The 14,462-nt window shown below is 69.3% G+C and carries 11 protein-coding genes and 1 tRNA gene; 7 read left to right on the forward strand and 5 right to left on the reverse strand.

Translation table 11 applies throughout. The annotated features are described in order from the left end of the window. Positions 1 to 336: a DUF1330 domain-containing protein gene (locus tag Aph01nite_RS13300; RefSeq protein WP_307836775.1), complete on the reverse strand. Its 336-nt coding sequence runs from the start codon at positions 334 to 336 to the stop codon at positions 1 to 3. Positions 337 to 557: 221 nt separating this feature from the next. After that, on the reverse strand, positions 558 to 1,157 hold the full coding sequence (locus Aph01nite_RS13305) for a TetR/AcrR family transcriptional regulator (RefSeq protein ID WP_204041157.1): 600 nt from the start codon (positions 1,155 to 1,157) through the stop codon (positions 558 to 560). 347 nt (positions 1,158 to 1,504) lie between these two features. Between Aph01nite_RS13305 and Aph01nite_RS13310 the strand changes: the two genes are divergently transcribed. Continuing rightward, positions 1,505 to 1,930, forward strand: coding sequence for an OsmC family protein (locus Aph01nite_RS13310; protein ID WP_204041158.1), 426 nt, complete (start codon positions 1,505 to 1,507; stop codon positions 1,928 to 1,930). Positions 1,931 to 2,060: 130 nt separating this feature from the next. Next, positions 2,061 to 2,885 carry an alpha/beta fold hydrolase gene (locus Aph01nite_RS13315; protein ID WP_204041159.1) on the forward strand — a complete coding sequence of 275 codons (825 nt, stop codon included), beginning with the start codon at positions 2,061 to 2,063 and terminating at the stop codon, positions 2,883 to 2,885. Between the two features lie 66 nt (positions 2,886 to 2,951). On the opposite strand, the gene Aph01nite_RS13320 is transcribed toward Aph01nite_RS13315, so the two are convergent. After that, positions 2,952 to 3,923, reverse strand: a complete 972-nt coding sequence (locus tag Aph01nite_RS13320; RefSeq protein ID WP_204041160.1) for a tyrosine-type recombinase/integrase — start codon at positions 3,921 to 3,923, stop codon at positions 2,952 to 2,954. Positions 3,924 to 4,011: 88 nt separating this feature from the next. Here Aph01nite_RS13320 and Aph01nite_RS13325 point away from each other — a divergent pair. Beyond that, positions 4,012 to 4,085: transfer RNA gene (locus tag Aph01nite_RS13325), tRNA-Ile, on the forward strand. 201 nt (positions 4,086 to 4,286) lie between these two features. Here Aph01nite_RS13325 and Aph01nite_RS13330 read toward each other — a convergent pair. After that, the gene (locus Aph01nite_RS13330) at positions 4,287 to 5,441 is read right to left on the reverse strand and encodes an ROK family transcriptional regulator (protein ID WP_204041161.1); all 1,155 of its coding nucleotides are present in this window, start codon (positions 5,439 to 5,441) and stop codon (positions 4,287 to 4,289) included. 115 nt (positions 5,442 to 5,556) lie between these two features. Between Aph01nite_RS13330 and Aph01nite_RS13335 the strand changes: the two genes are divergently transcribed. Genes Aph01nite_RS13335 through Aph01nite_RS13350 form a run of 4 tightly spaced genes read left to right on the forward strand, consistent with a single transcriptional unit; the run spans position 5,557 to position 12,699 of the window. Next, positions 5,557 to 7,653 (forward strand): alpha-galactosidase, encoded by a 2,097-nt coding sequence (locus Aph01nite_RS13335; RefSeq protein WP_204041162.1) that lies wholly within the window; start codon positions 5,557 to 5,559, stop codon positions 7,651 to 7,653. A gap of 3 nt (positions 7,654 to 7,656) precedes the next feature. Then, complete coding sequence (locus tag Aph01nite_RS13340) at positions 7,657 to 8,613, forward strand: acetylxylan esterase (protein WP_204041163.1); 957 nt, start codon at positions 7,657 to 7,659, stop codon at positions 8,611 to 8,613. Between the two features lie 8 nt (positions 8,614 to 8,621). Continuing rightward, positions 8,622 to 10,931 carry a glycoside hydrolase family 95 protein gene (locus Aph01nite_RS13345; RefSeq protein WP_204041164.1) on the forward strand — a complete coding sequence of 770 codons (2,310 nt, stop codon included), beginning with the start codon at positions 8,622 to 8,624 and terminating at the stop codon, positions 10,929 to 10,931. Then, the gene (locus Aph01nite_RS13350; RefSeq protein ID WP_204041165.1) at positions 10,906 to 12,699 is read left to right on the forward strand and encodes an alpha-1,3-galactosidase-related protein; all 1,794 of its coding nucleotides are present in this window, start codon (positions 10,906 to 10,908) and stop codon (positions 12,697 to 12,699) included. The genes Aph01nite_RS13345 and Aph01nite_RS13350 overlap by 26 nt, the downstream gene beginning before the upstream one ends. A gap of 50 nt (positions 12,700 to 12,749) precedes the next feature. Here the strand turns inward: Aph01nite_RS13350 and Aph01nite_RS13355 are convergent, their stop codons facing one another. After that, positions 12,750 to 14,435: a type 2 periplasmic-binding domain-containing protein gene (locus Aph01nite_RS13355; RefSeq protein ID WP_204041166.1), complete on the reverse strand. Its 1,686-nt coding sequence runs from the start codon at positions 14,433 to 14,435 to the stop codon at positions 12,750 to 12,752. Positions 14,436 to 14,462 lie beyond the last annotated feature (27 nt).

The following is a 14,462-nucleotide window of genomic DNA, read 5'->3' on the forward strand; positions in this document are numbered from 1 at the left end:
CTAAGCCGCCGGCAGGCCGTCGACGACCACCACGTCGGAGATTGCGTTCTCCAGGCGCAGCGACACGACGCGCTGGTACTCGGGAGAGGCGGCCCACCGGTCGATGGCGGCGAGGTCGGGGAACTCCAGCAGGACGACCCGCCCTGGCCAGACCCCTTCCACGGCGGTGCCCTCGCCGTTGGCGAGCCACTTGCCCCCGTAACTCGTGACGATGCCCTCCACCTGCTGCAGATAGGACCGCAACTGGTCGTTCGGGACATCACCGGGTATACGCAGGTGATTGATCAGGTACGCGCTCACGTCAAGCCCTCCGGTCTGAAGGAATGGTGGAAACACCTCAATGGCGAGAGCGGGAGAACACAGATGAGTAAGCGGGAACAGCGAAAGCGGATTGCCCGGCCGACATCTGAGATGACATCACAGTCATTTAGACGGCACTCCCGACCCCCGAGGCAGGACTACCGTACACCGATCTGTTTCCTATGCCAAGCCGATCTTTTCGGCCTGGCCGGCAGGCAACTTCGATGCCTTTGTTCAGCGGCGAATACCGGCGTTCGTCAGTGCTCGTTCACCTGCGCGGGAACGGCGACGGCCTGGGCTGCCAGAAGGGTGCGGACGGTGACGTCGACGGTGTCCGGGAGAGGCTCGTTCCGGACGGCGGCGTAGCTCATCGCGCCGTCGAAGAGCATGGTCAGCTGAACGGCGAGCAGCGCCGGATCGGCTGCCCCGGCGGCTTCGGCCTGCCGGGTGAAGTAGCCCTCCATGCGCTCCTTGTACGAGGTGGCGATCTCACGCATGGGGTGGCCGGTGTCGGTGATCTCGGCGGCGGCGTTGAGCACCGGGCAGCCGCGGAAGTCGGGTTCGGCCGACTTGCGGCACGTGGCGGAGAAGACCTCCAGGATGCTCTCGACCGGTGACAGACCCTGGTCCTCCGACGGGATCAGGTCTGCCAGGAACCGGTCGGTGGCCCGCGGCAGATAGGCCGCGATGAGGTGGTCCTTACTGGGGAAGCGCTGATAGAGGCTGCGCTTGGACACCCCGGCCGTCTCCGACACCAGGTCCACGCCGGTGGCGTTGATCCCCCGGCCGGCGAACAGCTTGCACGCGGCCTCGAGCACCCGCTCGCGCACCGCGTCCACCCTCACGTCGGTCTTCATGACCATCAATGTACCGGCGAGGGTGAACAGCCGGAAACAGATCGGTGTAGGGCGAGCGCCGTTAGACACAGGAAACAGATCGGTGTACGTTGGGCGGCGTTCCGCGGGGGCGTGGGGTGCCCCAGCGGACATCGGAACCGCGCGTAGAGGGGCCGCGACCGCCATCAGGCGAGCCCGATGGAATTCCCTCCTCATGCCTGCCTGGCCACTGTTGGCGGCTCTGTTTCGCGCAGCGTCAGCAGACCCCGCCGCACCCCGACCAGGCGGTCGCAGGGATCGATCGGGACACGCGGCGGTCGCGAACACGGGTTCCCGCCTAATCACGCCAAGTATCGAAGGAGCACAGCATGTCCACAGTCCGTACCGCGCACACCATCTGGGCCGGCAATCTGGTCGAGGGCAGCGGCGTCGTCGCGTTCGACTCCTCCGGCATCCATGAGCAGCCGGTGTCGTGGCCGTCGCGCGCCGAGGAGGCGAACGGCAAGACCAGCCCGGAGGAACTGATCGCCGCCGCGCACTCCAGCTGCTTTTCCATGGCACTGACGCACGGCCTGTCCGGCGCGGGCACCCCTCCCGCCCAGCTCATCAGCGGGGCTGAGGTGACCTTCCAGCCTGGTGAGGGCATCACGGGCATCCATCTGACCGTCGAGGGCATCGTCCCCGGCATCGACAACGACACGTTCGCCGCCGCCGCCGAGGACGCCAAGAAGAACTGCCCGGTCAGCCAGGCGCTGGCCGGCACGACGATCACCCTGACGGCCAGACTCGCCTGATCAGGCCGGCGAACTCCGCACCCGTGCCGGATCTCGATCTCCTGGTTCGGCACGGCCTTCTGGCAGCGGTGAAAGCCGCCGTCTTGCGCCGCAGAACGTAACCTTCATCCCGATTGGCGATCATATGTACATGATCAATGTCAGTGCCGACACCGTGCTTGACGTCCACGTTCACGGGGACGAGGCCGGTTGGCCGCTGCTGCTCATCAACCCCACCGCGCAGAACCAACTCGTCTGGACCGCGCTGACGCCTGCTCTCCGCGACGCCGGCTACCGCATGATCTGCTACGACCACCGAGGGATCGGCGAGTCGCCGCGAGGCCGGGCGGAGATCTCCACGACAGGCCTGGCCCGGGACGCCGCTTCCCTCCTGGACGCGCTGGGCGTCCAACGCGCTCATGTCGTCGGCTGGTCCCTCGGCTCCGCGGTCGCCCAGGAACTGGCCCTCGCTCGTCCCGATCGTGTCGGCTCGCTCGTCCTGTACGGGACGTGGGCGCGCGCCGACGCTTTCCAGCGAGCGGTGTTCACGTCTTTGCGCCATACCTGGGCGACGCGTGACATGAACGAGATCATGACCGCCATGGCCGTCGTCTTCTCGCCGGAGCTGATCAACTCTCCCGCGCTGTCTTCGCTCATTGAGCAGGTGCTTCCCGCCATGCCTGCGACCGAACTGCAGATGGCCACCACGATCGAGCAGTGGGACGCGGATCTGCGCCATGACACCCATGATCGCCTTGGCTCCATCACCGCCCCGACGCTGGTCATCGCCGGTGAACAGGATTTGCTGACGCCGCCTTGGCAGGCGAAGGCCGTGGCCGACGCGATTCCCGGCGCCGAGCTCGAAATCCTGGACGGCCCCGGATCCAGCCACGCCCTGGCGTTCGAGCGTCCGGTCGAGTTCCTTTCCCTGGTCCTCGACTTCTTGCTCAGGAACAAGGAGACGTTGCACACGTAACGTTCGCGTGTGGCGTGGTGAGTCGCCATAGATGCCATCCACGTGCGGACACCAGCGGATCAAGATCTATATTCGATCGCCGGGGGAGAGGCGCGCATGGGCTTGCCAGGCTCGGCGGTCGGCGGCCGACCTGCCGTATCTCCCCACCATCTGCAGGGAGGACCAGCCTGCGATCCGCATCAGGTCGTGAGCCGAACCTCCGGCGTCGAGCCAGTCGTCGGCGAATGTGTGCCGGAACCGGTGGGCGTGCACATTCAGCACGCCGGCCCGCTTGCCGCGCCGCTCCAGCATCTGGCGCACGCCCGACTGGGTGAGTCGGCCCTTGGGGCCGAGCCACAGCCAGTCGGAGTCGGATTCGGGGTGCTCTGCCCGCGCACGCAGATAGCGATCCAGGTCTCGGGCGGCCTTCTTGCCGATCGGCACCAAGAGCGTGTCACCGCCCTTCTGTCGTATTCGCAGTAGTTTCTTGCCGAGCTGGATGTCGGATCTCTCGGGGTCGGTGCTGTAGCAGAGCCCAGACAGGGACGAGGCGCGCATTCCCGTGTCCATGAAGATCCGCATTATCGCCGTGTCCCGCAGGTCGGTAAAGGTCCTCCCCGAGGCATCCTTGAGCAGGCGGGCGAGCTCGTCGGCACTGAAGGTCTCCTCGGCCTCGTCGGGCACGGTGGGCTCGGCGACGTTGGCCATCGGGTGGGGAGGGGTACGAACTTCCTCGCGGATCAGCCAGCCGAAGTAGGCGCGCAGGTTGCGGTAGTGCTTGTGGACGTTGCCGGCGCTGGAGGACTGAAGGCCGCAGTCGCAGCCGTTGATATCGCATCCGAGGCGGGCGGCGAGAAGGAAGGCGCGAAACTCTTCGCCGCTCACTTCGTTGATCGTGTCCGGCATGCCATGCTCGGTGAGGAACAAGCAGAACTTGCGGAGCGTGAGGAGGTAGGAGTCGATGGTGCCGGCCGATCTGTTCGCTGAATCCAGGTCAAGAACGTACGAATCCAGCAGCGCGGCCACGCGTGGTGATCTACTCTGGTTGCGCTTTGCCACGGCCATAATCCTACGCTGTCGCCTAGGTGTGCGCTTGTGGTACGGTCGCACAGGTTTTAAGTAATGGCAGGCCAATAGCCTGTTTTGCGGGGCGGTAGCTCAGCCGGTCAGAGCATCGGACTCATAATCCGTGGGTCGTGGGTTCAAGTCCCACCCGCCCTACTCCGCCACACTCGGCCTGACCTGGGGTTTCTCGGTTCTCCTTGGCCTTGCGTCGAGAAGCTGATCCGCACCTGAGCCACTCCACCCGCGACGACGCCGCCTCGAAGGCACGCTCAGCGAAGTGATCCTTCTTGAGGACCGGAAGTCAGCCGGCAGCCCCGGTGAGACCCCGGCGGGGCGTGCTCATGAACGTCGTCTCTGTCAGGAGGCTACGAGAGCCTGGATGCTGACGGTGGCCGCCCCGCGCGCCCACTCCTCGAAGGGCAGGGGGCGGATGGAGAGCGGGCAGTCGGCGGCGGCGCCGAACGCCTGCCGCTGGAAGCCGGCCCGGATGTGCGGCTCGAACAGGTCGTAGGCCGCCAAGCCCTCGCCGGAGACCACTATCCGGGCCGGGCCGACCAGGTTCGCGACCGCGGCGATGCCGGAGCCGATCGCGTCGCCAGCCCGAGCGAAGACGGCGCCGACCGGGGCGTCGCCAGCTCGGGCCAGCGTCACCGCGTCCTCGAAAGTAAGCTCCGGCCGTCCGGCGGCCGCCCGGGCCTGCCGGACGATGGCGTCGGCGCCGGCGATCGCCTCGACGCAGCCGCGGCTCCCGCAGTGGCAGGCCGGGCCGTTCACGTCGATGCCGATATGGCCGATCTCGCCGGCCACGCCGTGTGAGCCGGAGACGAGGCTGCCGCCGACGACCAGGCCGCAGCCGATGCCCGCGCCGACGGTCACGAGGGCGAACGACTCAGCGCCGACGCCCTCGCCGAACCAGTGCTCGGCGGTGGTCAGTGCCTTCACGTCGTTCTCCACGGTGACGGCGAGGCCGGTGATCTTCTCCGCCCGTTCCCGCAGGGGCAGGTCGTGCCAGCGCAGGAACGGCGAGTACCGCACCAGACCGGTGGAGCGGTCGACGTCGCCGGAGACGGCCAGCCCAAGCCGGCGGGTGCGGGCCCGGTAATCGCTGGGACTGTCAAGTAATTCGTCGACGAGCTCGCCCAGCTGGGTGAGGACGTGGTCGACGTCGGGCGCCGAGAGTCGCCGGTGGGCCGCGGTGCGGACCCCGGCGCGAAGGTCGCAGACCACGCCGATCAGCTCGTCACCGGTGATCTTCACGCCCACGAAGAACTCGCGGTCGGCCCGGATGGCCAGCGGGCTGGCCGGCCGCCCGGCGCCCGGCCCGGTCCGCTCGGTCGCGGCCAGCTCCTCCAGGTAGCCCATCTCGATGAGCGGACGCGCCGCTTTGGTGACGGCGGCGGAGGACAGGCCGAGCCGACGGGCGAGGGCGACGCGGCTGATCGGGCCCTCGGTCAACACGGTGGTGAACACCGCCGTGACTGCGGGCGCTACGGCGTCAGCCTCGGGAAACATGACCGAAATCTAAGCTCAATAATTTCCTTCGTCAAGTATTGATTTGGCCGCGAGCGCGGACCTACGCTCGCTGCACTCACCGCCCACGCTCTCACGATCACGACCGAGGAACCAGATGTCCCCCCTGCTGTTCGATCCCCGCCGGCGCCTGTGGCTGCTGCGTACCCCGTCCACGTCGTACGCCGTACGGATCGACGAGGACGACACCGTGCGGCACGTGCACTGGGGCGGGGCCCTGACCCTGGCGCAGGCTCGGGAGCTGGCCGAGCGCACCCCGGCGGCGGGCAGCAGCTTCGACGCCGTGGGCGGGGCGGAGGAGCTGGCCGTGGAGGGCGGCGCGCGCTTCGGGCCGCCCGGCCTTCAGGTGCGCTTCGCCGACGGCACTCGCGCCGTCGAGTGGCGCTACGCCGGCCACGACGCCGCGGACGGCCGGCTGAGCATCCACCTGGACGACCGGCACTACCCGCTGCGTGTCACCCTGCATTACCGGGTGCACGAGGACAGCGACATGATCGAGCGGTGGACCACCGTCGAGAACCGCGACGAGCGGCTCCCGATCACCGTGCAGCGCTGCGACAGCGCGGCGTGGACCCTGCCGTGCCGGGGCGGCTACCGGGTGAGCCACCTGGTCGGCGGCTGGAACAGCGAGTTCCGGCTGCGCCGGGCCGAGGTCGCCACCGCCGAGACGGTTTTCACCAGCCGGCGCGGCATGACCAGCCACCAGGCCAACCCCTGGCTGGCCTTCGACGACGGCACGGCCGGCGAGGAGCACGGTGAGGTGTGGAGCACCGCGCTGGCCTGGAGCGGCAGCTGGCGGATCACCCTGCACCGCGACCCGGCCGGCCGTACGACGTGGACCGGCGGCCACGGTCACGAGGGGCTCACCTGGTCGCTCGCGCCCGGCGAGACCCTCAGCACGCCGGTCTTCGCCGGCCTGTTCACCGCCGGCGGGTTCGGCGCGGCCAGCCGGGCCTGGCACGCGTACGTCGCCAGGCACGTGCTCCCGCACCCCGAGGAGCTGCGGCCGGTGCTCTACAACTCGTGGGAGGCGACGGGTTTCGACGTCGACGAGGCGGGCCAGCGGGCGCTGGCCGCGCTGGCCGCGCGGATCGGCGTCGAGCTGTTCGTGGTGGATGACGGCTGGTTCGGCGGCCGCGTCAGCGACCACGCCGGCCTCGGCGACTGGACGCCCAACCCGGACCGCTTCCCCCGCGGCCTGCGGCCGCTCTCCGCCGAGGTGCACCGGCTCGGTATGCGATTCGGGCTGTGGGTCGAGCCGGAGATGGTCAACCCCGACAGCGACCTCTACCGGGCGCATCCGGACTGGGTGCTGCACATGGCCAACCGCGAACGTACCGAGATGCGGCACCAGCTCGTGCTCAACCTCGCCCGGCCGGACACCGCCGCCTGGGCCCACGCCTGGCTCGACCGGCTGGTGGCGGAACACGACATCGACTTTCTCAAATGGGACGCCAACCGGCCGTTCACCGAGGCCGGCTGGCCTGGCGACGCCGACCCCGACCGATTGTGGATCGAGCACACGCGGTCGGTCTACCGGATCATGGATCGGCTGCGCGCCGATCACCCCGGTCTGCGGATCGAGGCGTGCGCCGGCGGCGGCGGGCGTGCCGATCTGGGCATCCTCGCCCGCACCGACCAGATCTGGACCTCGGACAACACCGACCCCGTCGACCGGATCGCCATCCAGCACGGCTTCAGCCAGCTCTTCCCGGCCCAGGTCATGGGCGCGTGGGTGACCGACAGCCCAAACGTGGCCACCGGCAGGAAGACCCCGTTGCGTTTCCGGTTCCATGTCGCCATGGCCGGGGCGCTGGGTGTCGGCGGCGACCTCACCACGTGGACCGAGGACGAGCTCAAGGAGGCCGCCGGGCTGATCGCCACCTACAAGCGCATCCGGCCGGCGGTCCAGCACGGCACGGCGTACCGGCTTACCGGGGAGGGCGCCCTGACGGCGGTGGGATTCGCGCACGAGAACCAGTTCGTGGTGCTCGCCTGGTGCCCGTCGCGCCCGTACGGCCGTCAACCCGCCCCGCTGCGGCTGACCGCGCTCGACCCCGGCGCCACCTACCGGGATCCGGACACCGGCGCCACCTACTCCGGAGCCGTCCTGCTGCAGTCCGGCCTTCCCCTCCACCTGCCCGAGGGCGACCATGCCAGCGCCCTCGTCCAGCTCATCCGCATCGAGGACTGACCCATGGCCTTCTTCGACCTTCCCCTCGCCCAGCTGCGCGACTACCGCCCGGCCCTCGACCAGCCGGACGACTTCGACGCCTTCTGGTCGCGCACGCTCACCGCCGCCCGCAAGCACGACCTGGCGGCCGAGGTGACGCCCTACGACGCGCTGCTGCCCGGGGTGCGCGTCTCCGACGTGCGGTTCAGCGGGTACGACGGGCAGCGGGTGGCCGCCTGGCTCGTCGAGCCCGCCATCGGCGACCGGCCGCTGCCGTGCGTCGTGCAGTTCATCGGGTACGGCGGCGGGCGCGGGCGGCCGCACGAATGGCTGCTGTGGCCGGCCGCGGGCTATGCCGTGCTCGTGGTGGACTCGCGCGGCCAGGGCGACGGCGACACCCCCGACCTGCCCGGCGACAACACGCCACACCATAACGGCCTGATGACGCGCGGCGTGCTCGACCCCGAGACGTACTACTACCGCCGGCTGTTCACCGACGCGGTACGGGCGGTGGACCTGGCGTCCACCCTCCCCGCTGTGGACCCCGGCCGCATCGTGGTGGCCGGCGCGAGCCAGGGCGGCGGCATCGCGCAGGCGGTGGCCGGCCTGCACCGCCAGGTCCGGGCCGCGCTGATCGACGTGCCGTTCCTGACCTGCTTCCGGCGGGCCACCGAGATCACCGACTCGTACCCGTACCAGGAGCTGTCGAACTTCTGCGCGGCCAACCGCGACCGCGTCGAGCAGGTCTTCCACACTCTGGGGTACTTCGACGGCGGGCACTTCGCCGCCCGGGCCACCGCGCCGGCGTTGTACTCCGTCGGTCTCATGGACGACGTGTGCCCGCCGTCCACGGTCTTCGCCGCCTACAACCACTACGCGGGGCCGAAGCGGATGCAGGTCTGGCCGTACAACCGGCACGAGGGCGGCGGGTCGTTCCAGACGCCGGTCCAGCTGCCGTGGCTTCGCGATCAGCTGGCCTGAGGAGTCCGATGCCTTCCACCGTTCTCTGCTACGACCGGCCCGCCGAGCGCTGGTTCGAAGCGTTGCCGATCGGCAACGGCCGGCTCGGCGGCATGGTCTACGGGGGCGTGGGCACCGAGAGCGTCCGGCTGTCCGAGTCGACCGCGTGGTCGGGGGCGCCCTCGGCCACCGACGTGAGCCCCACGGCGCTCAGCATGTTGCCGGCCGTGCGGCGGCTGCTGTTCGAAGGCCGGCAAGCCGAGGCCCAGCGGCTGGCCGAGGAGCACCTGCTCGGCCGGCCGACATCGTTCGGCACCAACCTGCCGCTCCCTCGGCTGCGGCTGGATTTCGGCGGCGGCGTGTGCCGCGACTACCGTCGCCGGCTGGACCTCGGCGACGGTGTCGTCCGGGTCGAGTTCGAACAGGACGGCATCCATCACCTGCGGGAGGTCCTCGCCTCCCATCCCCACGGGGTCATCGCGCTGCGCCTCACGGCTGACCGTCCCGGCGCGGTCAGCTTCACGGCCGGCCTGGACGACAGCGTGCTGCCCGGCGAGGTGACGACCACCGCGTCCGGCGTCGCGTTCAGCGGCCACGCGGTCGAATCGCTGCACAGCGACGGAAACCGGGGCGCCGCCGTCGAGGTCCGCGTCCGGATCGAGGCCGAGGGCGGAACGCTGCGCCGCGACACCGGCACCGGCACCGGCACCGGCACCGGCACGGTCGCCGTCACCGGCGCGGACGCGGCCGTCGTGCTGGTCGCGGTCGGCACGGACTGGGCCGGCGACGACCCGGCCGACCGGGCGGAGAGGCTGATCGCCTCGGCCGCCGGGGCCGGCTACGACGTGGTGCGCGCCGCGCACGTCGAGGACCACCGCCGCCTGATGGGCCGGGTGTCGATCGACCTCGGCGAGCCGGTCGACCTGCCCACCGACCTGCGCCGGGAACGCCTCGCCCGCGGCGAGCGCGACGACGACCTGATCGCCCTGTACTTCCAGTACGGCCGCTACCTCACCATCGCCGGCTCCCGGGAGGACTCACCCCTGCCGCTCGCCTTGCAGGGAGTGTGGAACGACGGGCTCGCCAGCACCTCGGGCTGGAGCGACGACTTCCACCTCGACATCAACACCCAGCAGAACTACTGGGCCGCCGAACCGGCCAACCTCGCCGAATGCCACACCCCGCTGGTCCGGTTCCTCCAGCGGCTCGCCGAGCACGGCCGGGACACCGCCGAGCGGATGTACGGCGCGGACGGCTGGGTCGCGCACACGGTCACCAACGCCTGGGGCTACACCGCACCGGGTGGCGGCATGGGCTGGGGCATGAACGTCACCGGCGGCTTCTGGCTCGCCCTGCAACTGTGGGAGCACTACGAGTACCAGCCCGACGACGAGTTCCTCCGCGAGGAGGCCTACCCCGTTCTCCGCGACGCCGCGCTGTTCCTGCTCTCCTACCTGGTGCCTCATCCGGCCCACGGCTGGCTCGTGGCCGGCCCCTCCGACTCACCGGAGAACTGGTACCTGGCGCCGGACGGCACACCGTGCTCGATCGCGATGGGCAACACCGTCGACCGCGTCTTCGCCGAGGCGATCCTGCGGATCTGCCACCAGGCCGCCACCGTCCTGGACCTCGACCCTGACCTTCGCGAGCGCGTCGCCGCCGCCCGGGAAAGGCTGTCGCCGTTCCGGATCGGCCGGCACGGTCAGCTGCGGGAGTGGCTGGACGACGCCGAGGAGGCGGTTCCCGAACACCGGCACACCTCACACCTGTGCGCGGTGTTTCCCGAGCGGCAGATCACGCCGCGGCGCACGCCTGAGCTCGCCCGTGCCGCCGAGGTCGTCCTGGAACGCCGGCAGGCGGCGCCGGGCTGGGAGCAGACCGAGTGGGTGGAGGCGAGCTTCGCCGCCTACTACGCCCGTCTGCTCGACGGCGAGAAGGCGCTGGCCCACCTCACCAGGTTGATCACCGACGCCAGCGAGGCGAACCTGCTCAGCTACTCCGTCGGCGGTGTCGCCGGCGCCGAGCAGAACATCTACTCCTTCGACGGCAACGCCGGCGGCACCGCCGCGATCGCCGAGATGCTGCTGCAGTCCGACGGTGAGGAGGTCGAGCTGCTGCCGGCGCTGCCGTCCGCCTGGCGCGACGGCTCGGTCCGCGGGCTGCGCGCCCGCGGCGGCTTCACGGTCGACCTGGCCTGGCGGGACGGGCGACTGCGCCAGGCACGGATCCAGTGCGACAGGGCGGCGCGCACCCGCGTCCGCTATCGCGAGGCCACCATCGAGGTCGCCTGCCATCCGGCGGAAGGACTCATCCTTGAGGAGCGCCACTTCACGACCTGAACCGGTGGTGGTGGACGTGACCGCGTTCGGCGCCGACCCGACCGGCCGGGCCGACTCGGCCCCTGCGGTCGCCGCGGCGCTGCGGTACGCCAGAACCCTCCACCGTCCCGTCGAGATCGTTTTCTCCAGTGGCACGTATCGGCTCTATCCCGAGCGTGCCGAGCTCCGTGAGCTGTACGTGTCCAACACCGTCGGCGCCGATCAGCGCTACCGGGACAAGCGGATCGGGCTGCTCGTCGAGGACATGCGCGACGTCACGGTCGACGGCCGCGGCGCCAGGCTGGTCTGTCACGGACCGCAGACGGCGTTCGCGGTGATCCGTTCCGCGAACGTGACGTTCACGAATCTCTCCATCGACTACGCCGCCCCGAAGGTGATCGACGCGACGGTCGCCGCGGCCGGCGTCACCGGCGGCCGGGCATGGCGCCGCCTGTCCCTCCCCGCCGGCACCCGCTACCGCGTCGACGGCGCCCACATCACCTGGCTCGGCGAGACCAGCCCGGCGAGCGGGCAGCCCTACTGGTCGGGCGTGGACGGCCTGGAGTACACGCAGATCCACGACCCCGCGGCGCAGCGGACATGGCGTGGGGACAACCCGCTGTTCACCGACGTCGCCGCGGTCGTCGACCTGGGTGCGGGCAGGATCCGCATCGACTACACGAGCGCGACGCCACCCGCCGACGCGGGCCTCGTCTACCAGATGCGGCTCATCGAGCGCGTGCACCCGGGCGCGTTCATCTGGGAGTCCCGGAATGTCACGATGCGCTCGATGAACGTCCACTACCTTCAGGAGTTCGGCGTCGTGGGGCAGTTCAGCGAGAACATCACGATCGACCGGGTGAACTTCGCACCGGACCCCGCGTCCGGCCGGACGTCGTCGTCATTCGCGGACCATGTCAACTTGTCGGGCGTCAGGGGCAGAGTCACGATCACCGGCTGCGCCTTCGACGGACCGCACGACGATCCGATCAACGTCCACGGGACCTACCTCGAGGTGATCGGCAAGCCGGAGCCGGCCACCCTCAGCCTCGCCTACATGCACCGTGAGACGGCCGGATTCCCGCAGTTCCATCCCGGTGACCAGGTGCGGTTCATCGACAAGCGCACGATGACTCCGCTCGCCGGCCCGCCCGCGGCCGTCACCGCGGTGGACGGGCCGAACGGCACGGACCACAGCCGGCCGCTGACCACGATGACGGTGACGTTCGACCGTCCGGTGCCCGACGGCGTCGCAGTCGGCGGCACGGTCACGGAGAACCTCACGTGGGCGCCGGAGGTGCTCATCTCCGGCAACGTCTTCCGCAACGTACCGACCCGCGGCGTGCTGGTGACCACGCCGAAGCCCGTACTGATCACCGGCAACCGGTTCGACGGCATGTCGATGGCCGACATCTCCATCTCCGCCGACGCCTCCTCGTGGTACGAGTCCGGCGCGGTCACCGACGTGACCATCAGCGGGAACACGTTCACCAGGCCCGCCGGTCCGGTCATCTTCGTGGAGCCGACCAACGAGGTCGCCGATTCGTCCCGCCCGGTGCATCACGACATCTCGGTCAAGGACAACACGTTCGAGGTCGGCGACGTGACCGTGGCCGACGTCAGGAGCGTCAGCGGATTCCGCTTCACCGGCAACGTCGTGCGCCGCCTGGACGGGCAGGACCGGCCGCCGTACGCCTCGCCGCTGTTCGTCTTCCACGGCGGCTCCGGCATCGTGATCGCCGGCAACCACTACGACCCGGGCCTGAACCCGTCGGTGATCGAGGACTGACCGAAAGAGTCCCAGCCGGTCGTTTTACCGACCGGCTGGGACTCCTCACGTCAGTTGCCGGGCCGAGTCTTGTCGTACGCCTGCTGGTAGAGCTCGAGGTAGCGCTTCATGCCGAGCCCGTCCAGGCCCTGGACCCAGGCGTCCCACTCGGTGTCGATGTCCTTCGACCCGGTGATGAAGGCCAGCTGGCCCTGGCTGACGTAGCTGTCGAGGTTGGTCTTCAAGGTGGCCAGCTCGGAGACCACGCTCGGGTCGGCCCAGACCTGCGCCTCCGGGAAGACCTGAGCCTTGTCCACGTGCGGCTCGTACAGCTTCGTCGCCTCGAACAACCGCCGCTCCAGGCCGGCCTCGGAGTAGATGTCCTTCGGCACCGCCTGAGCGTTGCGCAGCGCGAGCGTGACGTAGTACTGCCCCATGGACGACCAGGAGAGGTTCTGCGGGACCTCGCTGGCGGGCTTCGGCTTCCAGGTGGGGCTCACCGTCGTGTCGAGGGCGATGTCGTCGGGGCCGGGCTTGACCCAGCCGACCCCTTCGGGCCCGGAGTTGGCGACGAGCTGTCCCTCATCGGTGTAGATGGAGTCGAGCATCTTGATCGCCGCGATACGCGCCTCCATGCTCGACTTGTTGGTCAGCATGAAGGTGTAGCCGATCGAGGTCGGGTTGTTGTACCCGGTGTAGCTCTTGCCCGTGGGGCCGGTCAGCGGCGGCGCGGCGTCGTACTGCTTGTCCCGGCCGTCCTTGGAGGAGAGCTGGACGAAGATGCCGGGCCACAGCACGGGCACGGAGCCGAGCCGGACCGCGGCCGGGTCGTTGCCGACGGCCTGCAGCGCCTCGGCGTTCTGGGTGAAGGAGGCCTGGTCGATCAGGCCTTCCTCATAGAGCGACTTGATGTACTTCAGGCCCTCACGCCACTCGGGCTTGTCGACGGGCGTGGTCACCTTGCCGCCGTCGAGCTTGAGCAGTGACGGGATGCCGTTGCTGGCGCCGTACGGCGCGTAGGCGAACGCTCCCATCAGGTAGCCGATCAGCGTGCCGTCCTGCGTGTCGGTGGTCATCGGGATCTCGTCGGCCTTGCCGTTGCCGTTCGGATCCTGGGTCTTGAACGCCCGCAGGACCGTGCGCAGTTCCTCGGTCGTCTTCGGCATCTCCAGGTTGAGCTTCTTCAACCACTCGGAGTTGATCCACAGCTTGTTGGGGTAGGTGCAGTGGTAGCAGTCGGACCACTGCGGCAGCGCGTAGATGTGACCGTCCGGCGCGGTCGACATCGCCTTGAGCACGCTGTTGGAGTCCAGCGCCTTCTGGATGTTCGGCGCGTGCTCCTTGATCAGGCCCTCCAGCGGCACCGCGACGCCCTGCTTGCCAAGCTTCTGGAGGTCGGTCTTGGTGAACGCGTCGACGTAGGGGATCAGCAGGAACATGTCCGGGTAGTCGCCGCTCGAGATCGCGATCTGGCGCTTCTCCTTGGCCGGCCCGCCGTCCATCGTGGTGGCCTGGAACTCGAACTTGATCTTGAACTTGTCACTGAGCAGACCCGTGACCGTGTTCGTGTCGAGCTTCATCTCGGGATTGGCCGGCGCCATCACCGAGATGACGACCTTGTCGCCCTCCATCTTCGCCTTGGGGGCGCTGTCCGTGCTGTTGCTGTTGCTGCTGCCGCCGGAGGTGCAGCCCGCCGCGACCAACGCCGCGGTGGCCACGACTGCGGCGATTCTGGTTCTGGAATAATGCGGCTTCATGGCCTTGTTCCTTTTCCTTGGGTTTCC

Origin of the sequence: Acrocarpospora phusangensis (assembly GCF_016862995.1) — a bacterium.
Classification (GTDB): domain Bacteria; phylum Actinomycetota; class Actinomycetes; order Streptosporangiales; family Streptosporangiaceae; genus Acrocarpospora; species Acrocarpospora phusangensis.